Origin of the sequence: Thiocystis violacea (assembly GCF_016583565.1) — a bacterium.
In the GTDB taxonomy this organism is placed as follows: domain Bacteria; phylum Pseudomonadota; class Gammaproteobacteria; order Chromatiales; family Chromatiaceae; genus Thiorhodococcus; species Thiorhodococcus violaceus_A.
The window spans coordinates 122218-147548 of record NZ_NRRF01000004.1 but is presented as its reverse complement, the minus strand read 5'-3'; the positions used below and the strand labels follow the sequence as shown (position 1 = coordinate 147548).

The 25331-nt window shown below is 65.5% G+C and carries 28 protein-coding genes; 17 read left to right on the top strand and 11 right to left on the bottom strand.

The annotated features are described in order from the left end of the window. Window positions 1-108: 108 nt before the first annotated feature. The 3 genes from tatC (at window position 109) to CKO23_RS03055 (ending at window position 2929) form a co-directional block, all read left to right on the top strand. Entirely contained in the window at window positions 109-1263 is a 1155-nt protein-coding gene (tatC, locus tag CKO23_RS03065; RefSeq protein WP_200328275.1) for a twin-arginine translocase subunit TatC, read from the top strand. Window positions 1264-1393: 130 nt separating this feature from the next. After that, window positions 1394-2371 carry a LysR substrate-binding domain-containing protein gene (locus CKO23_RS03060; RefSeq protein WP_200328274.1) on the top strand — a complete coding sequence of 326 codons (978 nt, stop codon included), beginning with the start codon at window positions 1394-1396 and terminating at the stop codon, window positions 2369-2371. A 186-nt stretch (window positions 2372-2557) separates the two neighbouring features. After that, window positions 2558-2929 carry a helix-turn-helix domain-containing protein gene (locus CKO23_RS03055; protein ID WP_200328273.1) on the top strand — a complete coding sequence of 124 codons (372 nt, stop codon included), beginning with the start codon at window positions 2558-2560 and terminating at the stop codon, window positions 2927-2929. A 102-nt stretch (window positions 2930-3031) separates the two neighbouring features. Here CKO23_RS03055 and CKO23_RS03050 read toward each other — a convergent pair whose 3' ends face one another. From CKO23_RS03050 to CKO23_RS03030, 5 genes are all read right to left on the bottom strand, one after another. Further along, window positions 3032-3439, bottom strand: coding sequence for a cache domain-containing protein (locus CKO23_RS03050; protein WP_440870556.1), 408 nt, complete (start codon window positions 3437-3439; stop codon window positions 3032-3034). A 163-nt stretch (window positions 3440-3602) separates the two neighbouring features. Then, complete coding sequence (gene hypE, locus CKO23_RS03045) at window positions 3603-4649, bottom strand: hydrogenase expression/formation protein HypE (protein WP_200328271.1); 1047 nt, start codon at window positions 4647-4649, stop codon at window positions 3603-3605. Between the two features lie 63 nt (window positions 4650-4712). After that, complete coding sequence (gene hypD, locus CKO23_RS03040; RefSeq protein WP_200328270.1) at window positions 4713-5849, bottom strand: hydrogenase formation protein HypD; 1137 nt, start codon at window positions 5847-5849, stop codon at window positions 4713-4715. Continuing rightward, window positions 5846-6109, bottom strand: coding sequence for a HypC/HybG/HupF family hydrogenase formation chaperone (locus CKO23_RS03035; RefSeq protein WP_200328269.1), 264 nt, complete (start codon window positions 6107-6109; stop codon window positions 5846-5848). Before CKO23_RS03035 ends, hypD begins: the two co-directional genes overlap by 4 nt. A gap of 198 nt (window positions 6110-6307) precedes the next feature. Then, window positions 6308-7513 carry a nickel-dependent hydrogenase large subunit gene (locus tag CKO23_RS03030; protein ID WP_200328268.1) on the bottom strand — a complete coding sequence of 402 codons (1206 nt, stop codon included), beginning with the start codon at window positions 7511-7513 and terminating at the stop codon, window positions 6308-6310. Window positions 7514-7668: 155 nt separating this feature from the next. Between CKO23_RS03030 and CKO23_RS03025 the strand changes: the two genes are divergently transcribed. After that, window positions 7669-8256 carry a class I SAM-dependent methyltransferase gene (locus CKO23_RS03025; protein WP_200328267.1) on the top strand — a complete coding sequence of 196 codons (588 nt, stop codon included), beginning with the start codon at window positions 7669-7671 and terminating at the stop codon, window positions 8254-8256. Window positions 8257-8364: 108 nt separating this feature from the next. On the opposite strand, the gene CKO23_RS03020 is transcribed toward CKO23_RS03025, so the two are convergent. Both CKO23_RS03020 and CKO23_RS03015 read right to left on the bottom strand, forming a co-directional pair. Continuing rightward, entirely contained in the window at window positions 8365-8937 is a 573-nt protein-coding gene (locus CKO23_RS03020; RefSeq protein WP_200328266.1) for a tetratricopeptide repeat protein, read from the bottom strand. A 192-nt stretch (window positions 8938-9129) separates the two neighbouring features. Continuing rightward, window positions 9130-9285 (bottom strand): hypothetical protein, encoded by a 156-nt coding sequence (locus CKO23_RS03015; protein ID WP_200328265.1) that lies wholly within the window; start codon window positions 9283-9285, stop codon window positions 9130-9132. Between the two features lie 228 nt (window positions 9286-9513). Between CKO23_RS03015 and CKO23_RS03010 the strand changes: the two genes are divergently transcribed. The 8 genes from CKO23_RS03010 to CKO23_RS02975 are packed head-to-tail and all read left to right on the top strand — an operon-like array spanning window position 9514 to window position 16289. Then, complete coding sequence (locus CKO23_RS03010) at window positions 9514-10227, top strand: response regulator (protein ID WP_274600186.1); 714 nt, start codon at window positions 9514-9516, stop codon at window positions 10225-10227. Further along, window positions 10224-11591 (top strand): ATP-binding protein, encoded by a 1368-nt coding sequence (locus tag CKO23_RS03005; protein ID WP_200328263.1) that lies wholly within the window; start codon window positions 10224-10226, stop codon window positions 11589-11591. The genes CKO23_RS03010 and CKO23_RS03005 overlap by 4 nt, the downstream gene beginning before the upstream one ends. A 41-nt stretch (window positions 11592-11632) precedes the next feature. Further along, window positions 11633-12097, top strand: a complete 465-nt coding sequence (locus tag CKO23_RS03000; RefSeq protein WP_200328262.1) for a peroxiredoxin — start codon at window positions 11633-11635, stop codon at window positions 12095-12097. Between the two features lie 28 nt (window positions 12098-12125). Beyond that, window positions 12126-14567 carry an ATP-binding protein gene (locus tag CKO23_RS02995; RefSeq protein WP_200328261.1) on the top strand — a complete coding sequence of 814 codons (2442 nt, stop codon included), beginning with the start codon at window positions 12126-12128 and terminating at the stop codon, window positions 14565-14567. Continuing rightward, window positions 14564-15445, top strand: a complete 882-nt coding sequence (locus tag CKO23_RS02990) for an ATP-binding response regulator (RefSeq protein ID WP_200328260.1) — start codon at window positions 14564-14566, stop codon at window positions 15443-15445. The genes CKO23_RS02995 and CKO23_RS02990 overlap by 4 nt, the downstream gene beginning before the upstream one ends. 11 nt (window positions 15446-15456) lie before the next feature. Next, window positions 15457-15792: an ArsR/SmtB family transcription factor gene (locus CKO23_RS02985; protein ID WP_200328259.1), complete on the top strand. Its 336-nt coding sequence runs from the start codon at window positions 15457-15459 to the stop codon at window positions 15790-15792. Between the two features lie 57 nt (window positions 15793-15849). Then, complete coding sequence (locus CKO23_RS26680) at window positions 15850-16161, top strand: hypothetical protein (RefSeq protein ID WP_369407998.1); 312 nt, start codon at window positions 15850-15852, stop codon at window positions 16159-16161. Continuing rightward, window positions 16053-16289: a hypothetical protein gene (locus tag CKO23_RS02975; protein ID WP_200328258.1), complete on the top strand. Its 237-nt coding sequence runs from the start codon at window positions 16053-16055 to the stop codon at window positions 16287-16289. The genes CKO23_RS26680 and CKO23_RS02975 overlap by 109 nt, the downstream gene beginning before the upstream one ends. A 166-nt stretch (window positions 16290-16455) precedes the next feature. Here CKO23_RS02975 and CKO23_RS02970 read toward each other — a convergent pair whose 3' ends face one another. From CKO23_RS02970 to CKO23_RS02955, 4 genes are all read right to left on the bottom strand, one after another. After that, window positions 16456-17709, bottom strand: a complete 1254-nt coding sequence (locus CKO23_RS02970; RefSeq protein WP_200328257.1) for an ammonium transporter — start codon at window positions 17707-17709, stop codon at window positions 16456-16458. An 87-nt stretch (window positions 17710-17796) separates the two neighbouring features. Then, window positions 17797-19110 (bottom strand): ammonium transporter, encoded by a 1314-nt coding sequence (locus CKO23_RS02965; protein ID WP_274600185.1) that lies wholly within the window; start codon window positions 19108-19110, stop codon window positions 17797-17799. 17 nt (window positions 19111-19127) lie between these two features. Beyond that, the gene (gene glnK, locus CKO23_RS02960; RefSeq protein ID WP_200328256.1) at window positions 19128-19466 is read right to left on the bottom strand and encodes a P-II family nitrogen regulator; all 339 of its coding nucleotides are present in this window, start codon (window positions 19464-19466) and stop codon (window positions 19128-19130) included. Window positions 19467-19556: 90 nt separating this feature from the next. Further along, window positions 19557-20279 (bottom strand): TorF family putative porin, encoded by a 723-nt coding sequence (locus tag CKO23_RS02955; RefSeq protein WP_200328255.1) that lies wholly within the window; start codon window positions 20277-20279, stop codon window positions 19557-19559. Window positions 20280-20684: 405 nt separating this feature from the next. On the opposite strand from CKO23_RS02955, the gene ubiK reads away from it, so the two are divergent. The 5 genes from ubiK (at window position 20685) to CKO23_RS02930 (ending at window position 25314) form a co-directional block, all read left to right on the top strand. After that, window positions 20685-20951: a ubiquinone biosynthesis accessory factor UbiK gene (ubiK, locus tag CKO23_RS02950; protein ID WP_200328254.1), complete on the top strand. Its 267-nt coding sequence runs from the start codon at window positions 20685-20687 to the stop codon at window positions 20949-20951. 15 nt (window positions 20952-20966) lie between these two features. Next, window positions 20967-22487 carry a YifB family Mg chelatase-like AAA ATPase gene (locus CKO23_RS02945; RefSeq protein ID WP_200328253.1) on the top strand — a complete coding sequence of 507 codons (1521 nt, stop codon included), beginning with the start codon at window positions 20967-20969 and terminating at the stop codon, window positions 22485-22487. Between the two features lie 73 nt (window positions 22488-22560). Then, window positions 22561-24462: an ATP-binding cassette domain-containing protein gene (locus tag CKO23_RS02940; protein WP_200328252.1), complete on the top strand. Its 1902-nt coding sequence runs from the start codon at window positions 22561-22563 to the stop codon at window positions 24460-24462. A 13-nt stretch (window positions 24463-24475) separates the two neighbouring features. Next, window positions 24476-25018, top strand: a complete 543-nt coding sequence (locus CKO23_RS02935) for a DUF2939 domain-containing protein (RefSeq protein WP_200328251.1) — start codon at window positions 24476-24478, stop codon at window positions 25016-25018. 2 nt (window positions 25019-25020) lie between these two features. After that, window positions 25021-25314 (top strand): hypothetical protein, encoded by a 294-nt coding sequence (locus tag CKO23_RS02930; protein WP_200328250.1) that lies wholly within the window; start codon window positions 25021-25023, stop codon window positions 25312-25314. The last annotated feature ends 17 nt before the right edge of the window (window positions 25315-25331 follow it).

The following is a 25331-nucleotide window of genomic DNA, read 5'->3' as shown; positions in this document are numbered from 1 at the left end:
GGATTGTCTTGGTCGGTTTCTCTCTGAGCGTCGTGGCGACGTTTCGAACGGCGACCGCTTGGCCGAGCCGATCCCTCAAACCAATATAAATCAACGAGAGCGTCAGCCATGTCCCCTGCGATGCAGCCTGATGATCCGGGTGCCGAGCAGCCGTTTATCTCGCACCTGGTCGAGCTACGCGATCGTCTGATCCGCATGCTGATTGCGGTCGGTGTCGTCGTCCTGGTGCTCTTCCCCTTCGCCAACGACCTCTACGCCTACGTTGCCGCTCCGCTCCTCGCGCAGCTGCCGGAAGGCAATACCATGATCGCGACCCAGGTCGCATCGCCCTTCCTCACGCCCTTCAAGCTGGCGTTGGTGGCGGCGGTCTTCCTGTCCATGCCCTATTTGCTGTACCAGCTCTGGGCCTTCGTGGCGCCTGGCCTCTACCAGCACGAGAAGCGCATGGCGACGCCCCTGCTGGTGTCGAGCATCCTGCTCTTCTATCTCGGGATGGCCTTTGCCTACTATGTCGTTTTCCCCCTGGTCTTCGCCTTCCTGAGTGGGACGACACCGGAAGGCGTCCAGATGATGACCGACATCTCGGCCTATCTGGATTTCGTGCTGACCCTCTTCTTCGCCTTCGGTGTCGCCTTTCAGATCCCCATTGCGACCATCCTTCTGGTCTTGATCGGCGTGGTCACCCCGGAGGATCTGTCCAGGAAACGGCCCTATGTGATCGTCGGTGTCTTCGTCGTCGGTATGTTTCTCACGCCGCCCGACGTCATCTCGCAGACCCTGCTGGCGGTGCCGATGTGGATGCTGTTCGAGCTTGGCGTGCTCTTCTCCAAGCTGCTCCTGCGGCGCCGAGCCGCGCGGGCGGATGATGGGCTCGCCGCGGTGTCTCCGGGCAGCGGCGGCGGTCCAGCGCCGTCCGCCGGATCCCTTGCCGATACGAGGCCGGCCAGCGCCGCGGTCGAGGTTGGGAAGGCGCCCGCGTCCGAGCCCGAGGATCAGGATGCCTGGCATCCTCTCAGCGACGCGGACATGGAGGCCGAGCTGGATCTGATCGATGAGGAGGAGGCGCGCGAGCTCAAGGCGTCCGCGCAGGCAACCAAGGAGGAGACCGATCCCGTCGAGGATAAGATTCGGCGCGCGAATCAGTTACGCGATCTGGACAACGAGCTCGCGGCGCGTCAATTGCTGTATCAAGTCCTCGAAGAGGGCGATGCCGATCAACGGCGTGTCGCGCGCGACATCCTTCGGCAGATGGACGTCCACTGAATGCGAACTGAGTAGCAAAATCGATCGTCATCCAGTCCATGTGTCAGTTCGGCTGTCGGATATTGCTTTTTTCAATGGCATTCATGGTCTACTATCAAATACATTCATGGTGCCAGCGATAGGACTGAACGTGGGCTCAGGTTCCCAAATTCACTACAAGCAAAATCGACTCAAGCAGCTGCGTGCCTTCTGTCATGCCGCGAGAACCGGCAGCGTCAGCGCTGCCGCGGAGAAGATCTTTCTCAGCCAGCCGACCGTATCGCTGCAGATCCAGGCTCTGGAGCGGGAGTTCGGGACCGTCCTGTTCGAGCGCCGCGGCCCCAAGATCAAGCTGACGCCCGAGGGTGATCTGCTCTTCCAGATGGCTGAGCCGCTGGTGGAAGGCATGGATAAGCTCCACGAGGCCTTTGCGACCCAGTGTGGCCGAGTCGATCAGGGTGTCCTCAATATCGCGGCGGGAGAGTCCACGATCCTCTATATCCTGCCGGGTCCGGTGAGCGCCTTCGTCGATCAGTATCCGGGGATCGAGCTCAAGCTGCACAACGTGACTGGCCGGGATGGACTCGCCATGCTCAGGGCCGACGAGGTCGATCTGGCCGTCGGCTCCATGCTCGAGGTGCCGGACGACATCACCTATCGGCCCTTCGTGACCTATCAGCCGACGCTGATCACGCCCAAGGACCATCCGCTCGCCAACAAGACATCCGTCACGCTGGAAGAGATCGCCCCCTATGGTCTGATCCTGCCGCCGCGGCATCTGAGCACCTGGCGACTGGTCGACCTGGTCTTCAAGCAGCACAACCTCGGCTATCGAGTCACCATGGAAGCGGGTGGCTGGGAAGTCATCAAGAAATATGTCGAGCTCGGGCTCGGCATTTCGATCGTGACCGACGTCTGCCTCACCGGGGAAGAGAACCTCGGGGTCACGCCGATCGGGCAGTATTTCCCCAAGCGCAGCTATGGCATCGTCCAGCGTCGCGGGAAGTTCCTGTCGCCGCAAACCAAGTGTTTCATCAAGACACTGGACAAGGCCTTTGCTGATCGCGTGGTCGAGCCGCAGCCGCAGACCGTCGGCGACGCCGAATGGGAAGACGCCTACCTCGGCTGACTAGCCGCGGGGCATCCGCAGCCAGACCCCGCCGACGCCTTGGGCGTCTGCGCCGGATGGCAAGGCGATACTGACGCTGAGGCGCCAGGGATGCGTGCCAGGTCCCGCTCCTGCGGGCAGGTGTCGGTGTCGTCCATTACACATCGTGCATGATTAACGAACAGGCTTTTTAACCTCAACACCACTATGGATCTCACAAAACGCATCGGTCAGCGCTTGCGCGCGGCCAGGCAAGAGCAAAAGCTCAGCCTCTCGGACCTTTCGAGTCGAACCAATTCGCTTTCAAAGTCCCGCATCAGCAACTACGAGCAAGGAATCCGTAGGATGGGACTCGAAGAGGCGCAAGAGTTGGCGCTCGCCTTGGGAACCGTTACACCCACCTACTTGCTGTGTCTGGACGATAAGGACCCGCTGTCGTCAGAGGAGCGGGAACTCGTCGACTTCTTCCGTCAGACGGATGATCGCGGTCGGGAGACCATCTTGAGGCTTGCGGCTCGCGAGACGGATTTCGGGACTGCCAGCGAGGCGGTTGAGTCGCTGGATGACTCGGCGGAATAAGGCTTAGGATCCCTTGGATCCAGTCTTCAAGAAGGGAGATAGACCAGAAAACACCGCATCAGGCGGTGTTTTCTGGTTTTGGAGGGGCGATTTTCCCGCGGGCTACTTGTAGGCGCCGACGCCGCAGAAGAAGCCTTCGTTGTTGGTCAGCACGTAGCTCGTCTTTTCGCGGATCTCGTCGCTGCCCGGGTAGGGCCATTTGTAGTCGACCCAGCCTTCGCCGGATGCCTTGGCGACAGCGATCATGTTCTTGAAGAGCTCATCGCCGTACTTGTTGAAGTCCAGCAGGTTCTTGCCGACCAGCTCGGGCTTCATGGCGTGAGAGAGCATGACGCCATCCATGTCCATGCAGAAGACGTAGAGATCCTTCTCCTTGAATCCGCCATCATCGGCGGCGAAGGCGACGAAGGCCTTCTCGCTGCCCATCTCGTTCACCGCGGCCTGTGCCTTCTGCGACATGGCCTTGGCTTCGTCCGGAGTGGCCATGTCCGAGGCCATCGCAACTGTCATGCTGGCGCCCAGCAGTGCCGTTGCCAGCGCGGAGATGAAGCGTTTCTTCGTCATGCAGGTGTCCTCATGGTGTCGTTGTTTATCGTCGTGCGCGGCTGACGATAGTACAAAAGGGGTCGGCAGATCCACTCATGGATGCGATCGCGAACTCCCGCGCCCTGACTCAGCAGATCCTTGGGAGCTGCTCGCCCGCGAGCCAATCCAGGATGCGGCTGCCGCCGAAGGCCGTTTCCATCTGCACGAACCGCGATGCATCCTCGACGACCTCGCCGATGATGGCGGCATCCTCGCCCTTGGGATGCGCGCGCATCGCGGCCAAGAGCGTGTCGGCCCGCGCACGCGGACAGATGGCGACCAGCTTGCCCTCGTTCGCGACATAGAAGGGGTCCAGGCCGAGTAGCTCGCAGGCGGCGGCGACTGCCGGCCGCACGGGCACGGCGGCCTCGCGGATCTGCATCCCCACGCCCGACTGATGGGCGATCTCGTTCAGGGTGGTGGCGAGTCCGCCGCGGGTCGGATCGCGCAGGCAATGGATGTCCGGCACGGCCGCGACCATGGCGGCGACCAGGTCATGCAGGGCGGCGGAGTCGGATTGGATCTCGGTGCCGAAGCCGAGGTTCTCGCGTTTGGAGAGGATGGCGACGCCGTGGTCGCCGATCGGTCCGCTGAGCAGGATGGCATCACCGGGCCGGGCGAGGTCGCCCGAGATGCAGACGCCATCCGGGACCACGCCCACGCCCGTGGTGGTGATGAAGACCCCGTCGCCCTTGCCGCGCTCGACCACCTTGGTGTCGCCGGTGACCACCGGCACGCCGGCCTGGCGCGCGGCGCCCGCCATGCTCTCGACGATGCGCGCGAGGTCGGACAAGGGGAAGCCTTCCTCCAGGATGAAGGCGGCGGCCAGGTAGAGTGGGCGTGCGCCCGCCATGGCGACGTCGTTCAAGGTGCCGTGGACGGACAGCGAGCCGATGTCGCCACCCGGGAAGAAGAGCGGCGAGATGACGTGCCCGTCCGTGCTCATGACCAGACGGCCCGGCGGCGGCAGGAACTGCGCCTGGTCGTTGCCCTGGGCGAGCAACGCATTGTCGAGAAAGCGGCGGAAGAGTTCATCGATGAGCTGCGCCATGGCGCGCCCGCCCGAGCCATGGGTCATGTCGATCTTGCCGTGCTCCAGGTCGAGACGGACGGGGAAACGTCGGTCGTGCGTCATATCGGTATCCAGGTCCAGTCGGTATCCAGGTCCAGGGGATCGGTCCGCGCCCAACCGCCGTGGCTAGGCCATTGCCGGTTGCGGGGATGGTGCGCGGTGTCGGCCGTAGCTCCAATAGGCGGCGCAGGCACCCTCGGAGGAGACCATGCAGGAGCCCATGGGGTTCTCCGGTGTGCAGATGGTCCCGAACAGCTTGCAGTCCGTCGGCTGCTTGACGCCGCGCAGGATGGCCGGGCACTCGCACCCCTTGATCTCCTTCGTCGCGGCGAGGCTGACGGGGAAGCGTCGCTCGGCGTCCAGGTCGGCATAGGCATCGGCGAGCGCGAGCGCGCTGTCCGGGAGGAAGCCCAGTCCGCGCCATTCGAACTGGTCGCGTGGCTTGAACACCTCGGCCATGAGCGCCTGGGCCTTGAGGTTGCCTTCCTCCGTCACCGCGCGGCTGTATTGATTCTCGACCTCGCAGCGGCCTTGGTTGAGCTGGCGGACCAGCATGAGTGTCGCCTGCATCACGTCCAGCGGCTCGAAGCCGGCAATGACGACCGGCACGCCGAACGCCTCGGGCACGAAGGCGTAGGGGCGGCTCCCGATCAGGGTGCTGACATGGGAGGGACCCAAAATGCCGTCGAGCTGAACGCCATCCGGTCCGGCGGTTGCCAGGATGGTCCGCAGTGCCGAGGGCGTGAGCACATGATTGCAGAAGAAGGAGAGGTTGGTCAGCGTCTCCGCGCGAGCGGTCTTGATGGCGACCGCGGTCGGGGGCGTGGTGGTCTCGAAGCCGATGGCGAAGAAGACCACCTGCCTGTCCGGCTCCTCGCGGGCGATGCGCAGCACGTCCTGGGTCGAATAGATCATGCGGATGTCCGCGCCCTCCGCCTTGACCTTGAGCAGGCTCTTGCGTCCGCTGGCCGGGACGCGCATGAGGTCGGCATAGGTGCAGAGCGTGACGCCATGCTCGGTCGCCATGGCGATGGCCTGGTCGATGCGGGCCATGGGCAGGACGCAGACCGGACAGCCGGGTCCGTGGATGAAGCGCAGATTGGGCGGCATCAGGTGCTGCACGCCATAGCGGAAGATGGCGTGGGTGTGGCCGCCGCAGAACTCCATGAGGCGGTATTCCCGGCCCGGATCAGCCTCGGCGGCGATCGCCGCGGCCAGCTTTCGGGCAAGCGCCTGATCGCGGAACTCGTCGATGTATTTCATCCGGCGCCCCCGGTTTGCGGGGCATCCGCGTCGGCGTCCTCGAGCAGGCCCATCTCACGAATGAGCTCCAGCGTGCGCTCGGCCTCTTCCTCGCTGAGCTTGTTCAGCGCGTAGCCGACGTGGAGGAGGACGTAATCACCCACGGCGACGTCGTCGACCAGGGCGAGCGACACCTCCTTGCTGACGCCGCCGAGGGACACCTGGGCGCTCTCTCCGGTCGGGTCGATCTGCGTGATTCTGGCGGGTATGGCGAGACACATGGCGAAACCTCTGCGAGATCATCTGTTCGGTCGGGTGCGCACGGGGTCGCGCGCCAAGTCTACTCTTGGGCCGGCGTGGCCTGCGATCCAGCGCATGGGGGCGATGTCCTGAAATCGCCTGCTGTCCAGCATGTCGATGGGAAATCCCTCTCCTTTCCGGTTCAAGATGGCGTCTTCCCACGCGGCGCCGTGACGGGGTCAAGGTCCGGCGCCCGCGTCGGCCGCGACGTTCGCGAGGCTGAGGTCATAGGCGACGCAGGGATCCGTCGCCATGATCAACAGCTCCGCCAGGTGTCGCACGTGCCTGTCGTCCGTAACCGGGAGGGCGGCCAGACCTTTAGCAAGGGATCCCCGTGGATGGAAGTTCCACTCCGTTGGCGCCAGGATCCGGTAGTCGAGGACGCGCGCGCCATCCAGCCGAACCAGATGGACGAGTCTTCCGCGCGCCGCCTCGACGCGGCCCAAGCCGATGCTGGGCGGGAGCACTGTGCTCGCGGTCGGAGGCTCCGCGTCCCGCGGCTGTCCCTGGCGAATCTCCGCCGTGAGGCGCGCGACGTCCAGGAGTTGAGCGGTCAGGCGCGGCAGGAGTCCGTTGCCGAGCGCCCCGCTGAGTGCCTGCAGCAACTCGGTGTGCCGATTGCGCGTGAAGGGGCTGGTCTCGCGGGGGGCCTCGTCCCAACTCGGTTGGGCCAGGAAGTCTTCGTAGTCCGGGGTCAACAGCCGCTCGATCAGACGACCTTGGTCCATCTCGGGGAGGGCTGCGACGTCCGACTGGCCAACAGCCGCGGTGTCCGAGCGCTGCACGGCCCGCAGGAGCCGGGCAGGGCGCGTGACCGCGCCCTCTGCCCAGGCCGCCAGGGAGGATCGATCCGCGGTGCGGTGGATCCAGGCATCGGCCGGACAGCCGAAGACCAGTTCGGAGACGAGTACCTCGAGCTCCGCAATGGCGAGCGACAGAGCGCGCTCGTCGCACGTCGCCTCCCGAGTGCCAGGGCGAAAGAGGCAGCCTTGTGGATCGATGAGTGCGAAGAGCTGACTGACCCGTTGCAGGATGGCCGACATGCCGTCTTGCTCCGGCGTCGCGTCGGCCATCCGGGGCCAGTCGAGCAGCATGCGCCAGAGGTGCTCGCGAATGGTTTCGAGCTTTACCGTCAGGTGGCGCATTCGCCATACTGACGCCGGCGCGTGCATCCCGGTGGCGGACTCCAGCGCCCCGACGCAGGCGAACGCCTGGGCCTTGGCGCAGATCGAGTACAGCATGGGCAGCATCGCGGCCGTCTGGCTGGCCGAACGCCCCGCAAAGGTGGCGGCGGCCTTCACGGGGCGCGTCGACTGGATGTCGCAGAGGAGTCCCTCGCGGCCTCGTCGCAACTGGATCTTGAGCCTACCGGCCGGATCGGACATGCTGATTGCGCTCTCCTGGCTGCGGTCTCGTTGGTCTCGATTGCAGCGTCCCAGTGTACCCGCATCCCACGCGCGTCAAACCCCGAAGGTCTCAGGCGCATTCCAACGGATGCGCTCCGATCCATTGCTCAAGCCGATTACATCGAGTCTCAACCATGCTCACACCGCAACAGCTCTCCCACCTGCGTCGCGATATTCAGTTTTCCGCGGAGCTTGGTGGTCGCACACTGATGCTGCAGAGCACCTGGGGGCTCTTCTCGCCACGCGAGATCGATGAGGGAACGCGGCTCCTCCTGAGCCATGTGGACGTGGCCGCCGGCGACGACTGCCTGGATCTCGGCTGCGGTTATGGCCCGATCGGTCTGGCCCTTGCGGCCATGGCCCCGCGGGGGCGCACGCTCCTCGTGGACAAGGATTTCGTCGCGGTCGACTACGCCAACCGCAATGCCCGCCTGAACGCGCTGACGAATGCCGAGGCGACACTCAGCAACGGCTTCGATCAGGTGGAGAAGGGGAGGCTGTTCGATGTGATCGCGAGCAACGTGCCGGCCAAGGTCGGCAAGGAGCTGCTCGCCATCCTGCTCCATGACGCCCACGCGCACCTCAGGCCGGGCGGGCGGCTCTATCTGGTCACCATCAATGGATTGCGCCAATACATGAAGCGCAATCTTGGCGAGGTCTTCGGCAACTACGACAAGCTGAAGCAGGGTGCGCACTATACGGTGGCGTTGGCGAAGCGCTAGGTGCCTCCGTCGGAGCGTACCCTGGGCGCGTCGGTCACCCGATCAACGCGGCCTCGTCCATCGCGCGCCGCCGGCCGTCCCATTCCGGGCGGCTGACGGTCGAGTCCTTCAGCCTTCCTCGAGCAGTCCCAGGAGCCGCTGGGCCTCCTTGCCGATGTCGCTCTCCGGATCCAGGTCGCGTGCCCGTTCCAAGGCCGCTTTGGCCTCGGCCACCTTGCCGGCCTGAAAGCTCAGAAAGCCCAGCGTCAGCCAGGGTCGCTGTAGCTCCGGGGCCTGCGTCACCGCCATCTGGAGCTGCTCGAAGGCGCCCGCGGTGTCGCCGGTGTAGTGCAGGGCGAGGCCGAGATCGTTGTGCGCCTCGGCGTCCGCCGGATTGAGCTCGAGGATGCGCTGGTAGACAGCGGCAGCTTCCGCAAAGCGGCGCTCGACGAAGAGGTTGTCCGCCTGCTGGTGCAGCAGGACGGGATTGCTCTCCGTGATGGACGCAGGAATGGCGCTGGTGTTCGGCTTGGGCGCGACCGGCTGGGACGCCGTTGCCGCGGGGCGGGTCGCCTCGGTCGCGGCGAGGGGGCCTGCGGGATGGCGCAGATAGTAGTCCCGCGTCAGCGCGAAGACGGTGAATCCGTAGAAGAGGAGAAAGAGGATCAAGGCGATCCAATGCAGGGGCGAGAGTCTAGGCATGAGGGGTCGGGGTTGGTGGCACGAAGTCCGGCGATGCTAGGAAGCGCGCCGCGCGCTGTCAAACCGTATGCCAGGCGCACAAAAAATGGCCGCGACGACAGGGTGTGTGGCTGCCGTGGCGACCCAGTTGGCTTGCTGCTCGGAAAACTGACTTGTTCGGAAAGCTGATTGGCTCGGAAAGCTGACAGGACGCTACGGCCGCAGATCGACGGACTTGCTATCCTCCGGGCCGGTTTTGGCCTTGGCGCGCGGTCTCTTGGACTCATTGCGATTGACGAGGGCGATCAAGAAACCGCCACAGAGGACACTGGAGGAAATCCCCAGGATGGTGAGTGCGTCGAAGCTCATGCGGGTGTCTCCGTCTTCCAGGGGTGAATGATTGCTCCTTGACCCTTCAGGCAGAGGCGCCTATCGAGAGAGGTGCAGGCAAGGGCCGCGACCCCGCTTTGCGAGTCTGTCTCCATCATGCACCAAAGGCATTAACGGAGTATTTCGCTATCTGCTAATGTTGTAACAAGTTGTATCTGAGATGCAGCCAGCCGAACGGGGTCTGGATGAAGATGTCTGATGGCGAACATGTCTGACGATGCGATGCGAATCCTGGTCGTGGATGACGATGCCGCGCTGCGCGCGCTCTTGGGCGACTACCTGGCGCGCGAGGGCTTCGCCGTGGCGGGCGCCGAGGATGGCCGGGCCATGGATGCCTGGATGGAGGCGAACGAGACCGATTTGGTGATTCTCGACCTCATGTTGCCCGGAGACGACGGTCTCACCCTGGCGCGGCGGCTGCGCGCCCGGACCGACATCCCCATCATCATGCTGTCTGCCCGCGGCGACGAGGTGGATCGTATCGTCGGGCTGGAGGTCGGCGCGGACGACTATCTGCCCAAACCCTTCAATCCGCGCGAACTCCTGGCGCGAATTCGCGCCGTGATGCGGCGACACCAACCGGCGCGGGAGGAGGAGGGGCGCGACCAGGACATCATCCGCTTCGGCCCCTACCGGCTCGATCTGGCCCAGCACGAGCTGCGTCGCGGCGATCAGCCGGTCGCGCTGACCGGCGGCGAGCTCGACCTGCTGCGCGTATTGGTCGAGCATCCCGATCGGGTCCTGGATCGCGATCGTCTGCTCGATCTGCTCAAGGGCTACGAGCGCTCGCCCTTCGACCGCAGCATCGACGTGCAGATCGCCCGTCTGAGGGCGAAGATCGAGCCCGAGACCAAGCATCCCAGGTTCATCCGCACCATTTGGGGTAAGGGCTATATGTTCACGCCCGCGGGCGATTCATGAGGTTCATGCGTCGGCTGGTGCCGGCGACCCTCTTCGGGCGCGCGCTCCTGACCCTGATCTTCACCTTCGGCGTCTTCGCCCTGGTGACCTCGGCCGCCCTGGTGTTCTATGCCCTGATCCCCCTGGCGCAACGCTCGGCATCGGACCTCGCGAGCATCATGGTGCTGTCGGCGCGTACCCTGCGGCAGCTGCCACCCCAGCTGCGCGATGAATACAGGCAGCGGCTGGTGACCGAATACCAGATCCGGCTTGCCGATGAGCGTCCGCTGGCGGACGCGCGCCGCTATTTCTTCCCCTATCTCCAGCGCGTCGAAGACGCCCTGTCGCGGCGTCTCGGGCGCAGGGTCGAGATGATCGCCAGCGTGGCCAATGGCGAGCGTTGGTTCTGGGCCGCGATCGAGGTCGGCGGCGAGACGCTCTGGACCGGGTTCCCGCGCAGCCGCGTCGGGACGCGCCCCCTGGAGGGCCTGGCGGTGATCCTGACCGTCGCCGTCGTTCTCATCATCTTCACCACGGTTATCCTCGCCGGGCGGGTCTCTTCGCCACTGCGGCGGCTCGCCAGCGCGGTCGAGCAGGTCGCCCTCGGCTTTTCCCCCAATCAGCTGCCGGAGACCGGGCCGCGGGAGCTTGCCAACCTGGCGCGCCAGTTCAACGAGACCAGCCGCCAGATCCGTGAGCTGTTGGCCAACCGCACCCTGCTCCTGGCCGGCATCTCCCACGACCTGCGCACGCCGCTGACGCGCCTGCGCCTGGCCGTTGCCATGCTGCCCGAGGAGACCTCGCCCGCCCTGGTCGCCCGCTTGGAGCGCGACATCGAAGAGATGAATGCGCTCATCACCCAGGCGGTCGAGCTTGGCAAGAACCTGGGCGCCGGACCTCGGGAGGAGGTGGATCTGCGCGCCCTGGTCGACGAGCTGATCGCCGGGCGGCCCCGGATCCTCGCGGACGGCGGCCCCTCTTGCCGCTACCGGGTGGACGCCCTGGCGCTGCGGCGGATCGTCGGCAACCTGGTCGAGAACGCGCTCAGATACAGCGCGGACCAGGTCGAGGTTTATCTCGACTGCCAGCCGTTGCGCCCGGTGATCTTCGTGCTGGACCGCGGTCCCGGCATTCCAGAGGCCGAGCTGGAGGCGGTGCTCCGCCCTTACTACCGCCTCGAGGGGTCGCGCAACCGCGAAACCGGTGGGGCGGGGCTCGGATTGGCCATCGCGCATCAGCTGGCCCTCGCCAACCATATCGAGTTGCGGCTCGGCCGCCGCCGCGGCGGCGGCACCATTGCCAGCGTGCGCCTGCCGCGCCTCGAGACGCAGGAAGAACGCCTTGCGCCGTTCGCCATGGTTGACGGTGACGCCTGGCATCCCTAAATTCGGTGCTCCACGATTAGCGACCACCGGAGCACTCCGCAATGCTGCAAAACGGCGATCGAGCCCCCGTCTTCTCTCTGCCAAACGCCGACATGGAACGGGTCGATCTCGAAGAGCGTATTGGTCGCCGAAACGCCGTGATCTATTTCTATCCCAAGGACGACACCCCTGGCTGTACCATGGAGGCACTGGAATTCACCGATCTGCAGGGTGAGTTCGACGCCGCCGAGACCGAGGTCATCGGTATCAGCCGCGACAGCTGCGGCAGCCACGGTGCCTTCCGCGACAAGTTCGGGATCACCGTCCATCTCCTCTCCGATACCGACGGGGAGGTCTGTGAGGCCTATGACGTCTGGCGCGAGAAAGAGGCCCACGGCGAGAAGCGCATGGGGATCGTTCGCTCGACCTTCGTGATCGACAAGGCAGGCGTGATTCGGCAGGCGATCTACGACGTCAAGCCCAAAGGCCACGCCGCGCAGATCCTCGAGATGGTGCGAGCGCTCTGAGGCGCGCGCCGGTCCGACGGCTTGCGGCGTGAAGCTGCGCGCTTACATCCTGCTGTTCCTGCTGGTTTTCGGCCTGACGCCGCTGATCCTGGCGGCCATCATCAATCTTCCGCTGGTGCTGGATCGTACCTCGCTCTTCTATCAGCGCGCCTACCTGCAGAACCTGCGCGCCGATTTTCGCGACCTGGATCAGCACCTGGCCAGCCGCCACGAGATGATCCGGCTGCTCTCGAAGCTGCCGGAGCCTGGGTTGATCCTCGGCCAGCAGGGCGACGCGGATCAGATCGATCTCGCCCGCGCACGCTACACCTCCTGGATCAATCAGATCCTCGCCGACCAGCGCGACGTCATCCAGATCCTCTTCGTCGGCGCGGACGGGCAGGAGCGCTTCTGGCTGGCGCGCGATCCCCGCACCCAGGAGTGGCGGCCCACGGAGCAACCACCCCAGGTCCCGAACCGGCAATTTCTCGCGGCCGGGCTGGAGAGTCAGTCACCCACCGTCATGGTCAGCCGTATCCGCGTGGACCTGGCCGCCGGGAACGGCGATCCGCGCCAGCTCATGACGCTCAATCTGGTCAGCCAGATCGGCGGGGACAAGGCCGAGGACGCCAAGGGCGTGGTGGTGCTGACCATCGACGTCGGCGGCCTGGCGGAGTTCTACCGCAACACCCTCTGGGTCAATCACGACGGCAGCTACCTGCGTCCCGGGCAGCCGGCTAGTGGCAAGCCGGAGGCCTTCGAGGCCTTTCCTGGCCTGGCGGAGATCTTCGCCGAGGACAAGCTGGCGTTGTGGAAGGGTAGCCAGGGCAGGCAGATGCTCTGGGTCCCCATGTTTCTCACCGAGGACGGCTTTCCGCTCTGGGTCGGTCGTCCGGTCGATCCCTCGCCCATCGATGCCTTCCGGGACGCGCTCATCGTGCGGGTGCTCTCCATCATCTTCCTGCTGGTGCTCTTCGTCATGGTGCTCGCGCGGTGGATCGCCGCGCGGCTGGAGCATTTCGGGCAAGAGCTGACGGGCGGCATCGGTCTGATCCTCAGGGAGGGGCGTCCGCTGCGCTTCCGTTGGCGGGGACCGCGCGAGATCCGCGAGTTGGGCCGGCAACTCACGGCCCTGGCCGAAACCCACGCCGAGCATCTGCGCGCGGCCCAGGCGCACACCCGTGAGCTGGAGAAATCCAACCGTTACAAGTCGCAGTTTCTGGCCAACGTCAGCCATGAGCTGCGCACCCCGCTGAATTCCATCCTGCTCCTGTCCAAGATGCTCGGGGCCGACGGCAGCGGACTGAACCCGGGGCAGCGTCGCCAGGCGCAAGTCATCCATGAGGCTGGTCGCGACCTCAGAACCATGATCGACAACATCCTCGACATCTCGCGGATCGAGGCGGGGCATGTCAGCCTGTCCCTGGAGTGGGTGGAACTCAAGCCGATGCTGGAGGAGCTGATGGAACTCTTCGTGCCCATGCTGGCGGAAAAACCGGTGGAACTCAGCCTGAGTGTCGACCCAGGCGCGCGGCAGCGGCTCTTCAGCGACCGCGACAAGCTGCGCCAGATCCTCAAGAATTTCCTCGCCAATGCGGTCAAGTTCACCGAGCAGGGGCATGTGCGTATCAGTGTCGAGGCGCGCGACGATCGCGAGCTGCCGGTCGCGTTGAGCGTGAGCGACACCGGCATCGGCATTCCGCTGGACAAGCAGGAGATCATCTTCGACGCCTTTCAGCAGGCGGACGGCTCGACGCGGCGCCGCTATGGCGGTACCGGCCTGGGCCTCTCGATCAGCCGGGAGCTGGCGACCCTGCTCGGCGCCGCCATCGTGGTGGAGAGCGCTCCGGGCGCGGGCGCGTGCTTCTCGCTGCTGCTGCCCTTGTCCGCCGATATGACGCGGACGGCGCGCCAGCCAGAGCCGGCGGTCGCGGCGACTCGCGTGGTCGACACGGCGCTGGAGGAGGACTGCGCGCAGACGCTTGCGGGGAATCCGCGGGACGCCGACCTCGCCGCGGAGCAGACCTGGGTCCTCATCATCGAGCGGGACGTCAAGACCCTGGTCCGGCTCACCTCCGATCTCACCCATCGCGGGCTGCATGTGCAGACCGCGGCCGACCTGGACGAGGCGCTGGAGACGCTGGCCGAAGAAGGGGAGGGCTGCGGGCTGGTGTTGCTGGCGGCCCGGGTGCCAGCGGAAAAGACCTGTGATACGATCCGGTCTTTATTGGCGCAAAGTGCTGTCCATCCCGCCGTCGCGGTCATGGGGCCGCCCGGTATGGAGGAGTCGATCCATGCCTGCCTTGACGGCGCCTCCGTGGGGTTCCTGTCCACGCCCGTCGATCCCTGTCAACTCACGGTGTTGCTGTCCGAGGTGCTGAGCCACAGGCTGCTCCTTGAGCCGCTTCAGGTGACGCTGGTCCGCGCGGGCGAGAGCCAAGAGGGTGAGGCTGGCCCCACCAGCCAGCGCCACCAGGAGGAGACGACATGACTCGCTATGCCGGGTTCAAGCTCCTGATCGTCGACGATCACGCGCACAATCTCTTCACCTTGCGCACCCTGGTCGAGACGCACATGGACGTCAGGGTGTTGGAGGCCAACTCGGGCCAGGAGGCGATCGACTGCACCCACAGGGATCCGGATATCGATCTGATCATTCTGGACGTGCAGATGCCGGAGATGGATGGTTTTCAAACGGCGTCCTTGCTCAAGATGCGCAAGCGCACGCGCGATATCCCCATCATCTTCCTGACGGCGGCCTTCAAGTCGGAGGAGTTCCAGCAGCAGGGCTTCGCGGTCGGGGCGGCCGACTATCTGCTCAAGCCGATCGAGGACAATCAGCTGATCAACAAGATCAGCACCTACTTTCGCCTGATCGAGAAAGAGCGCGAACTCAACCGGACGCTGGAGCGCAAGGTCGCCGAGCGCACCCTGGAACTGGCCGAGGCGCGTCAATATCTTGAGAATATCCTCACCTACATGGGCGAGGCGCTCTTGGTGCTGGAGCCGGATGGGACCATCAAGCTGACCAACCCGGCCGCGCGCCAGATGCTCGGATACAATGCGGAGGATCTGATCGGCATGTCCATCGGCGATGTCTTCGAAGAAGAGGGCGACGAGCAGGCCGGCGCCTTCATGGGCACCTGGCTGGAGGCGCTGATCCGCACCGGGGCGCTGAGCAAGATCGAGGCGCGCTTCATCGCCAGCGACGGGCGCCGCGTGCCGATCCTCTTCTCCAGGACGGCGGTGAAGAACGCCGCGGGCCAGATCAGCGATATCATCTGCATCGCGAAGGATATGACAGGCTACGTACGGGTCGAAAAAGAGGCGGAGCCGGCTATGCATCGGGCCGCGCGTGACGTGTATTAGGAGGATGGATGATGATCGAGCCACTATCACCGGAATCGTCGGAGGACGAGGACACCGCACTGACCGCCAACGCCCTCAAGGCGATGGCGCATCCGCTGCGCTGGAAGATCCTCTGCTCACTGGGTAAGAGCGAACTCTCCGTTGGCGAGATCGTCGACCGGACCGGGACCTCGCAGAGCAATATCTCGCAGCATCTCGAGCAGCTCAGGAACAAAAATATCGTTGTCGCCCGCAAGGAGGCGAACCGTATCTACTACCGGATCCGCAACACCCAGCTGCTCGACTTGATCGGCATCATGCGCGAGGTGCTCTGCCCGGCGAATCTCGACGACCGCGCGCCCAAGTAGCCGTCCGCGCCGAGTCCGGAGGTCACCGGCGATGCCGGTCGCGCCTTCTCCCTCAAGATCCGTGCAAAGCTCCATGAGGAGCAGACGCCCTATCAGCTGATCCAGATCCATGCCACCGAGCGACGTCTATGCCGACTGCTGGTGTGCCCTCGCCGTCGGCGGCATCCTGGTCCAGCAGAGCGAGTCGCCCCTCTTTCACATGCAGATCCTGCGGGGCTTGCATGGGGCAATGCGCCAAGCGGGCTGTTCAGCCTCGCACCTTGGCCCAATCGACACCGCGCATCGGTCTTTTTCTGGTCACGAAGCTCCAGCTTCGTGACCTCAGCGATGAAGCTTTGCTTCACGACGTCGGCGGCTTCCGGCCCTTGATTGGATCGATCCAGACGCTGATCCTCGAGTTCGCGACGCGGAGCTTCGTCACCAGCCTCAACGCGGGCGTCCATCGCGCCGCGCTCGCCCAGCCGGAATTCTTCCGGCGGCAACTCGCCGAGCGCTGAGCTGAGTCGCCTCGGCGCACACAAAAAATGGGGCCCGAGGGCCCCAAGTCGATTCACAGGGTGCAAAGCATGAATCGGTCGAGCAAGTGGTGAGCCGTCAGCATGCATTGGCGCTCGCCGGCGCCTCGGTCCTTCGCATGCTTCACCGCCTGAGGCGGGCGGCTCCTCAAGCCGCGCCGCGCGAGCCGACGAACTCGGGGTAGGCCTCGAGCCCGCATTCGCCAATATCGACGCCTTCGTATTCCTCTTCCTCGCTCACGCGGATGCCCAGGGTCAGCTTGAGCAGGAACCAGACGGCGAGGGAGGTGAAGAAGACCCAGCCCAGAATGGCGCCCAGACCGATCGCCTGGGCCGCAAGGCTGGCGCCGTCGTTGGTCATGGGAACCGCCATGAGACCCCACATGCCGACCACGCCATGTACGGAAATGGCGCCGACTGGGTCGTCGATGCGCAGCTTGTCGAACGTCACGATGGCGAAGACCACCAGGACGCCACCGACGCCGCCGATCAGTGTGGCCATGATCGGCGAGGGTGTCAGCGGCTCGGCGGTGATGGCGACCAATCCCGCCAAGGCCCCATTGAGCACCATGGTGAGATCGGCCTTGCCGAAGAGCAGACGTGCCGTGATGAGGCCGAGCAGTGTCCCGCCCGCGGCGGCCATGTTGGTGTTGACGAAGATGGCGGCCACCGCATTGGTGTTGTCCAGGCCGGTCAGCGCCAGTTGCGAGCCACCGTTGAATCCGAACCAGCCAAGCCAGAGCACGAAGGTTCCGAGCGTGGCGAGCGGCAGATTGGCGCCTGGAATGGCGTTGATGGAGCCGTCCTTGCCGTACTTGCCCTTGCGCGCCCCGAGCAGCAGGACGCCGGCCAGGGCGGCGGACGCGCCGCAGAGGTGGACGACGCCGGAGCCGGCGAAGTCGTTGAAGCCCAGCGATTGGAGCCAGCCGCCGCCCCATTTCCAATAGCCTTGCACGGGATAGATGAAGGCCGTGAGGACCACGGCGAAGAGCAGGAAGGACCAGAGCTTCATGCGCTCGGCCACGGCGCCGGAGACGATGGACATGGCGGTCGCGACGAAGACGACCTGGAAGAAGAAGTCCGACATCCGGGCGTGGTTGATGCCCTCTGCCGCGACCTTCGCCGCGCTGTGATCGCCGCCGAACATGAAGTCGAAGGCGACCTTGGGCAGGACGCCGTTGCCCTCGGCGGGGTACATGATGCCGTAGCCGACGATCATGTACATGATCGAGGCCACGCCAAAGAGGGTGATGTTCTTGGTGAGGATTTCCGCGGTGTTCTTGGCGCGGACCAGGCCGGCCTCAAGCATGGCGAAACCCGCCGCCATCCACATGACGAGTGCGCCAGTGACTAGGAAATAGAAGGTGTCGAGCGCATAGGTGAGCTGCGTGGTCGCGTCCACGGGTGTCGCCTCCTGAAGGGGGGGGGCCGCGGGAGCGGCCCGGGATAGGGTGGATGGCGGCCGGGGATGCCGGCCGCCCAGCGGGCTTCAGAGGATGTAGCCGCGCTCGTCGTGCTGGGAGATGTCGAGACCTTCGGTCTCCTGCTCTTCCGTCACGCGCAGACCGATGGTCCATTTGATGAGGAGGAGGAGGATCAGGCTCACGCCGCCGCTGTAGATCAGGGTGGCCATGACGGAGATGAGCTGGACCCAGACCTGAGAGCCGATGGTCATGCCGTCCGCCAGACCGGCGCCGCCGAGGCTGGCGTCCGCGAAGACACCGGTCAGGATGGCGCCGACGATACCGGCCACCCCATGCACGCCCCAGACATCGAGCGAGTCGTCATAGCCGAGCCAATGCTTGACCTTGGTGGCGGCGATGAAGGCGAAGAGCGCGCCGGCGAAGCCGATCGCGATACCACCCATGGGGCCCGCGGTGCCGGAGGCCGGGGTGATGGCGACCAGGCCGGCGACGGCGCCGGTGGCGATACCCAGCACGGACGGCTTGCCGTGGTTGACCCACTCCGCGAACATCCAGGTCAGGGCCGCGGCGGCGGTGGCGAGTTGGGTGACCGTCATGGCCATGCCGGCGGTGCCGTCCGCGGCGAGCTCGGAGCCCGCGTTGAAACCGAACCAGCCGACCCACAGCATGGAGGCGCCGATGACCGTCAGGCCCAGGTTGTGCGGCGGCATGGCCGTGCCCGGATAGCCTTTGCGCTTGCCGAGCACCAGCGCCGCCATGAGGGCCGCGATACCCGCGTTGATGTGCACCACGGTACCGCCCGCGAAGTCCAGCGCGCCCTTCTCGGCGATCCAGCCGCCACCCCAGACCCAGTGCCAGATCGGGACATAGACCAGCGTCAGCCAGAGGACCATGAAAATCAGCATGGCGGAGAACTTCATGCGTTCCGCGAAGGCGCCCACGATGAGGGCGGGGGTGATGATCGCGAAGGTCATCTGGAAGGTCATGAAGAGCGATTCTGGAATGGTCCCGTTGAGGGAGTCGACCGTCACGCCGGACAGGAAGAGCTTGTCGAGGCCACCGATGAAGGCGTTCATGGGGCCTTCCGTCGCCGCGAGGCTATAGCCATAGACGGCCCAGAGGATGCTCATGACGCCGGTGATGGCGAAGCATTGCATCAGCACGGAGAGCACGTTCTTGGAGCGCACCAGGCCGGCGTAGAAGAGCGACAGGCCCGGGATGGTCATGAAGAGCACCAGCGCGGTTGCGGTCAGCATCCAGGCGGTGTCGCCGGCGCTGAGCGTAGGCTCCTCCTGCGCCGAGGCCAGCATTGGTAGCAACAGCAGCGAGGCCGCGAGCAGCGGCTTCATGAAGTCTAGCGTGCGGATCGATTTCACCATTACATCTCCCGGTCTAATCAGAGCGCGTCCGCGCCGGTCTCGCCGGTGCGGATACGGATGACCTGGTTGAGTTCGAAGACGAAGATCTTGCCATCGCCGATCTTGCCGGTTCTCGCGGCCGCGCTGATGGCCTCGATCACCTTTTCGACCATGTCGTCGTCGACCGCGATCTCGACCTTGATCTTCGGCAGGAAGTCCACGACGTACTCGGCGCCGCGATAGAGCTCGGTGTGGCCCTTCTGGCGACCGAAGCCCTTGACCTCGATGACGGTGATGCCGGAGACGCCGATGTCTCCGAGGGCTTCACGCACGTCGTCGAGCTTGAAAGGTTTGATGACGGCTGCAACCAATTTCATTGCGTTCTAGCTCCTGTGAGGGCCAGGGCGAGGCGGCCCTGGTCGATGGGTCTCAGTTCACGAATGCCTGCTTGGTCTGAACCCGCTTGCTCAGAACTCTTTGTTCCAGCCCACCCAGATCTTGGGGTCTTCGTCGTAGGTGTTGCGAAGGACTTGGTCGTAGTTGAAGCTGAAGGTGCCGAACTCGCCTGCCTTGCGGCTGATCGAGGCGCCCACGTGACCGTAGTCGTTGCCGCCGTCGTTGTAGCGGAAGTCGTAGTAGCCGCCGTGGATGTTCAGACCGAGGTCGTAGGGCAGCTCAAATTCGAGGGCGGCGTTGTAGTAAAGGTCGCCCTGGATGAACATGGCCTGGCCGTTGGCGACGCCGGGGGCGTCGTCGGCTTGGCCGTAGACGGTGTAGGCGACGCCGGCCGTCAGCCACTTGTAGGTCGCGCTGGCGCCGATCTCGGAGAAGTCTAAGTCGCGGCCATCCGGGTAGGCGTAGTAGATGGCGTTCAGGTTATAGCTGAAGTCGTCATTGATGGCACCGCCGAAGCCGGCGTAGAGATCCCACTCGTAGTTGGTGCCGTCGCCGAAGTCGACGTTGGAGGCCCAGGTGCCGGCGGAGAAGCCGCTCGAATGGGCGTAGTCGACACCGCCTTGCACGGCCGGCTTGTTGTCGGTTTGGGTCTGGCCGCGCCAGATGTAGTTACTGACGACGCCGAGGTTGGCGCTGACGGAATTCGGATCCTCCGCGGCCGCCGTCTGCAGCGCGCCCGCGCCCAGGGTGGCAGCGCCGAGGACCAGAGCTGCGCTGATAGGTTGCATTTTCATAGGGACTTCCTCATGACTTTCCGGACGACGATGTGAGTTCTCGGTGGGCCAGCTCGGAGCCCGGAACAAACCGGCGGGCCGCGATTACCTGTTGTCGTCAACTGCACGTAATATGCCAGGGTGGATGCGACGCACGGATTACGACGTTTTTCGGCACCATGTGCCAAAGTCGCCACATCCGCGTGCGCCAAAAAAGGGCGCTCTTTGGGCTTGCGTGATTTCTTTGCACGATTTTGGTGCGTGCTCCGGCGCAGACGGCGTACTGCTTCACGCCTATAATGGCCGGCCTAGACTCACGGGCGAGCCGGATCGCGCCGGGGTGCGGCACCCCGCTGGCGTGCCCCGAGACGGATCCGCGAGACCATGTTCATGGGTCGATTCAGACCCGATTGCGGAGGTATCCCCATGCTGGACCCCAAACAACTCGACGACCTCATGCAGCGGCTCTCCTCGGCCGTGCCCAAGGGCTTTCAGGTGTTGCAGGAAGACATCAATCGAAACCTGCGCGCCTCGCTCGAAGCCGGCCTGTCCCGGCTCGACCTGGTGACGCGAGAGGAGTTCGATGTGCAGGCGGCCGTGCTCTCGCGCACGCGCCAGAAGCTCGCGGCCCTCGAGGCGCAGGTCGCCGCTCTTGAGGGGGCGCTTGCCGCGAGTCGCGCCGCATCTGATTGACGACGCGGCCTGGAATTGGCCCTCTGTGTCCTCCATAGCCGCGCCCGCGTAGGCATTCATGCCCCATTGGTGACGGTCGAAGTCCATCTGTCCGGTGGGCTGCCCGCGCTATCCATCGTCGGGCTCCCCGAGATGGCCGTGAAGGAAAGCAAGGATCGCGTGCGCGGTGCCCTGCTCAACGGCCGTTTCCGCTTCCCGGATGGTCGCGTCACCATCAATCTCGCCCCGGCCGATCTGCCCAAGGATGGCGGGCGCTACGACTTGCCCATCGCGCTGGGGATCCTGGGCGCCTCGGGTCAGGTGCCATCGGCCGGGCTCGACGGGATCGAGCTCGTCGGCGAGTTGGCGCTCTCCGGCCGGCTGCGGCCCGTGAATGCCGTGCTGCCCATCGCCGTTGCCGCGCGCGATGCGGGCAGGGAGCTCGTCCTCCCGCGGGAGAACGCCGCCGAGGCCGCCCTGGTGAGCGGTCTGACGGTGCGCCCGGCGGGTCATCTCCTGGAGGTCTGCGAGCATCTCAGCGGCACCCATCCGCTGCCGATCCAACCCCGCGAGGATCTCTGTCAGGGCGCGCCGGATTACCCGGACCTGGCGGACGTCCGCGGTCAGGACCACGCCAAGCGCGCCCTTGAGGTCGCCGCGGCGGGTGCGCACAGCCTGCTGCTCATCGGCCCCCCGGGCACCGGCAAGTCCATGCTCGCCAATCGGCTGCCGGGTCTGTTGCCGCCCTTGACCGAGGAGGAGGCGATGGAGACGGCGGCGATCCGCTCGGTCTGCGGTCACGAGTCCTTCGATCCGGCGCTGTGGCGGCTGCGCCCCTTCAGGGCACCTCACCATACGGCGTCTGGTGTCGCCCTGGTGGGCGGCGGTAGCAATCCCAAGCCAGGCGAGATCTCCATGGCCCATCAGGGTGTCTTGTTCCTCGATGAGCTGCCCGAGTTCGACCGTAAGGTGCTGGAGGTCTTGCGCGAGCCACTGGAGTCGGGCGAGATCCACATCTCCCGAGCGGCCCGCCAGGCGCGCTTTCCGGCGCGCTTTCAACTGGTGGCGGCCATGAATCCCTGTCCTTGCGGCTACCTCGGCGACAGCGCCGGGCGCTGTCGCTGCACGCTTGAGCAGATCGCGCGTTACCGCGGTCGTATCTCCGGCCCCTTGCTCGACCGGATCGATATGCATGTCGAGGTGCCGCGTCTCGATAGCATCCACTTCGGACCCGCGTCTCAGGGTGCGCGAGAGGGCTCCGCCCCCGTGCGCCAGCGCGTGGCCGTGGCACGGGCCCGCCAGCAGGAGCGCGCCGGCAAGGCCAACAGCGCCCTCGGCTCGCGCGAGATCGACCGCGACTGTGCTCTGGACGATGCCGGCCGTCGGCTGATGGAGCAGGCGCTCTCGCGTCTTGCGCTGTCGGCCAGGGCCTACCACCGCATCCTCAAGGTGGCCCGGACCATTGCCGATCTGCAGGGCGTGGCGGCGATCGACAGGGTTCATCTCAGCGAGGCCATCGGCTATCGTCGCCTCGACCGCGGCGCTGCCACGTCGTGATGCCTGATCGCGCCGCGAGCGCCGCTCAATCCGGCTGGCCTCGTGCCTACCTTCATCGCTTCGACCGACCGCTATGTTGCAATTTCGAGACCTGAGCTTTCGCCGCGGCCCCAACCTCCTGCTGGAGGGGGCCACGCTCACGATCTACCCGGGCCAAAAGGTCGGGCTGGTGGGGGCCAATGGCTGCGGGAAGTCCAGCCTCTTCGCCCTGCTGCTCGGCGATCTGCATGCCGACACCGGTGAGGTGCTGATTCCGCCGGGTTGGGAGGTCGCGCACGTCGCCCAGCACACGCCGGACACCAACCGCCCGGCCATCGACTTCGTGCTCGACGGGGACCGCGAACTGCGCCTGATCGAGGCGGAGCTGGCCGAGGCCGATGCCGCCGGCGACGGCCTACGGCACGGCGAACTCCTGGGGCGTCTGGAGCATATCGACGGCTACGGCGCCGAGAGCCGCGCCGCCCGTTTGCTCCACGGACTGGGTTTCAAGCCGGGCGACGAGCGTCGGCCGGTCAACAGCTACTCGGGCGGTTGGCGGATGCGCCTCGCGCTGGCGCGAACGCTCATGTGCCGCTCCGACCTCCTGCTGCTCGACGAGCCCACCAATCACCTGGATCTGGATGCCGTCATCTGGCTGGAGAGCTGGCTCAAGGCCTATCCCGGAACCCTCATCCTCATCTCGCACGACCGGGACTTCCTGGATGCCGTCGGCGGACACATCCTGCACCTGGAGCGTCAGCGTCTGACGCTCTACTTGGGCAACTACTCCGCCTTCGAGCGTCAGCGCGCCGAGCGGCTCGCCCAGCAGCAGGCCGCCTATGTGCGCCAGCAGCGCGAGATCGCCCACATGCACAGCTTCGTCGAGCGCTTTCGCGCCAAGGCGACCAAGGCGCGTCAGGCGCAGAGCCGTATCAAGGCGCTGGAGCGCATGGAGCTGATCGCGCCGGCGCATATCGATTCGCCCTTCCATTTCAGCTTCGAGGGCGCCGAGCAGCTGCCGCGGCCGCTGTTGCGACTGGACGAAGCCAGCGCGGGTTATGGTGAGGTCGCCATTCTCAAGGGGGTCGGTCTCAGCCTGGAACCGGGCGATCGCATCGGACTGCTTGGCCGCAACGGCGCCGGCAAGTCCACGCTCATCAAGATCCTCGCCGGTGAGCTGGCCCCGCAGTCGGGCCGCTGCGAGCGCGCTCAAGACCTCCGGGTTGGCTACTTCGCCCAGCACCAGGTGGATCAGCTGCGTCTCGACGATACCCCGCTCGGCCATCTGAGGCGCCTGGATCCGCAGGCCACCGAGCAACGCCTGCGCAACTACCTGGGCGGTTTCGGCTTCGCGGGCGACCGCGCCCTGGATCCGGTCGCACCCTTCTCGGGCGGCGAGAAGGCGCGTCTGGTCCTGGCGCTCATCATCCGTCAGCGCCCGAATCTGCTCCTGCTCGACGAGCCCACCAATCACCTGGACCTGGAGATGCGTCACGCACTCAGCGAGGCGTTGATGGGGTTCGACGGCGCCCTGGTGCTGGTTTCGCACGACCGCCACCTGCTGCGGGTGACGAGCGACAGTCTCTTGCTGGTCGATGGCGGCAAGGTCGAGCCCTTCGACGGCGACCTGGACGACTATCCGGCCTGGCTGGCGCGGACGGACCCCGACGCAGGGGGCGCCGCGCAGAGCGCGCCCGTGCGCGATGGCGTCGATCGCAAGGAGCAGCGCCGGCTCGCCGCCGATGCGCGCAAGGCGCTGCAGCCGCTGCGCAAGCGCGAGAAGGCCTTGGACCAGCGGCTCGCCATCTTGAGCGAGCGGCGCGCGACCCTGGAGCAGGCGCTCGCGGCGGCCGATCTCTACGAGCCGGACGCCAAGGGGCGTCTCCTCGCCCTGCTCGCCGAGCAGCGCCAGGTCAGTGCCGAGCTGGAGCAGGTGGAGGCAGAGTGGCTCGAGGTCAGCGAGGCCATCGAGCAGGCCCAGGCGGTCGAGTCGTGAGCGCTGGCGTCGCATGAGACTGTTCAGGTTCAGGGTTCGCGATCACGAGATGGCGCTGGTGGGCCGCGCCTGGCGGCGGACGCGCACCCCGGTGCTTCGCGCGAGCGTGGTGTTGCTTGTCACCCTCCTGCTCTATGGTGTCTGGCCCTATGCCACCCTCTGGCAGCTGCATCTGGCCGTGATGCATGAGGATCAGGCGGCGCTTGCGGTCCTGGTGGATCTCGACGCGGTGCGTGAGGAGATCGCGCGCCGCCTCAACAAGGAGCGCGAGAGCCTGATCGGGGAGCTCTCCGACCCCTTCATCGAGTGGCTGGAGACTGGTCTGCGTCAATCCGGCCCCGGCGTCCTTCAGTCTCAGGTGACGCTGGACTGGGTTCGCGACCAGTTGATTGCGGCAACGGCCCCTGGCTTCGGCTTCCTGTCCGCGCTGTCCTATTGTTTCTTCGATAGTGTGCGGGGGTTTGTCGTGAGGATGGATCGGGGCGACGGTACGCCTGTCACCCTGAGGCTGCATCTCGACGGCCGGGGCTGGCGGGTCAGTGCCGTCTATTACTGACGATGACTGACGCCAAGCTCAAGGCATCGGCCCGGGCACGCGCCGTCATCGCCCCCTTGCTGGCGTCGAGTCAGACGCCGTTCAAGGACTATCTGAAGGCGACTGACTACTGCACAGCCATCATGCATTACACCAGTCTGCAGGACGACCGCGAGTTCATGGCCCAATGGCGTGCCGCCTTCGCTGCCCTCATGGTCGCCAACGATAGCGAACGTGTCAGACTCCTGCATCGGCTGCGCGCTGACTTCAAGAACGGCCGATCCCCGCTGCCGAGCCTGATGCCGGATCGGCACTAAGGCGCCGCTGAGGTGGG

Bases quoted from the DNA above. Each gene is read 5' to 3' on its own strand.
- tatC (WP_200328275.1), top strand. From the start codon at position 109: ATGTCCCCTGCGATGCAGCCTGATGATCCGGGTGCCGAGCAGCCGTTT.
- CKO23_RS03055 (WP_200328273.1), top strand. From the start codon at position 2,558: ATGGATCTCACAAAACGCATCGGTCAGCGCTTGCGCGCGGCCAGGCAA.
- CKO23_RS03050 (WP_440870556.1), bottom strand. From the start codon at position 3,439: ATGACAGTTGCGATGGCCTCGGACATGGCCACTCCGGACGAAGCCAAG.
- hypE (WP_200328271.1), bottom strand. From the start codon at position 4,649: ATGACGCACGACCGACGTTTCCCCGTCCGTCTCGACCTGGAGCACGGC.
- hypD (WP_200328270.1), bottom strand. From the start codon at position 5,849: ATGAAATACATCGACGAGTTCCGCGATCAGGCGCTTGCCCGAAAGCTG.
- CKO23_RS03035 (WP_200328269.1), bottom strand. From the start codon at position 6,109: ATGTGTCTCGCCATACCCGCCAGAATCACGCAGATCGACCCGACCGGA.
- CKO23_RS03030 (WP_200328268.1), bottom strand. From the start codon at position 7,513: ATGTCCGATCCGGCCGGTAGGCTCAAGATCCAGTTGCGACGAGGCCGC.
- CKO23_RS03025 (WP_200328267.1), top strand. From the start codon at position 7,669: ATGCTCACACCGCAACAGCTCTCCCACCTGCGTCGCGATATTCAGTTT.
- CKO23_RS03020 (WP_200328266.1), bottom strand. From the start codon at position 8,937: ATGCCTAGACTCTCGCCCCTGCATTGGATCGCCTTGATCCTCTTTCTC.
- CKO23_RS03015 (WP_200328265.1), bottom strand. From the start codon at position 9,285: ATGAGCTTCGACGCACTCACCATCCTGGGGATTTCCTCCAGTGTCCTC.
- CKO23_RS03010 (WP_274600186.1), top strand. From the start codon at position 9,514: ATGTCTGACGATGCGATGCGAATCCTGGTCGTGGATGACGATGCCGCG.
- CKO23_RS03005 (WP_200328263.1), top strand. From the start codon at position 10,224: ATGAGGTTCATGCGTCGGCTGGTGCCGGCGACCCTCTTCGGGCGCGCG.
- CKO23_RS03000 (WP_200328262.1), top strand. From the start codon at position 11,633: ATGCTGCAAAACGGCGATCGAGCCCCCGTCTTCTCTCTGCCAAACGCC.
- CKO23_RS02990 (WP_200328260.1), top strand. From the start codon at position 14,564: ATGACTCGCTATGCCGGGTTCAAGCTCCTGATCGTCGACGATCACGCG.
- CKO23_RS02985 (WP_200328259.1), top strand. From the start codon at position 15,457: ATGATCGAGCCACTATCACCGGAATCGTCGGAGGACGAGGACACCGCA.
- CKO23_RS02965 (WP_274600185.1), bottom strand. From the start codon at position 19,110: ATGGTGAAATCGATCCGCACGCTAGACTTCATGAAGCCGCTGCTCGCG.
- glnK (WP_200328256.1), bottom strand. From the start codon at position 19,466: ATGAAATTGGTTGCAGCCGTCATCAAACCTTTCAAGCTCGACGACGTG.
- CKO23_RS02955 (WP_200328255.1), bottom strand. From the start codon at position 20,279: ATGAAAATGCAACCTATCAGCGCAGCTCTGGTCCTCGGCGCTGCCACC.
- ubiK (WP_200328254.1), top strand. From the start codon at position 20,685: ATGCTGGACCCCAAACAACTCGACGACCTCATGCAGCGGCTCTCCTCG.
- CKO23_RS02940 (WP_200328252.1), top strand. From the start codon at position 22,561: ATGTTGCAATTTCGAGACCTGAGCTTTCGCCGCGGCCCCAACCTCCTG.
- CKO23_RS02935 (WP_200328251.1), top strand. From the start codon at position 24,476: ATGAGACTGTTCAGGTTCAGGGTTCGCGATCACGAGATGGCGCTGGTG.
- CKO23_RS02930 (WP_200328250.1), top strand. From the start codon at position 25,021: ATGACTGACGCCAAGCTCAAGGCATCGGCCCGGGCACGCGCCGTCATC.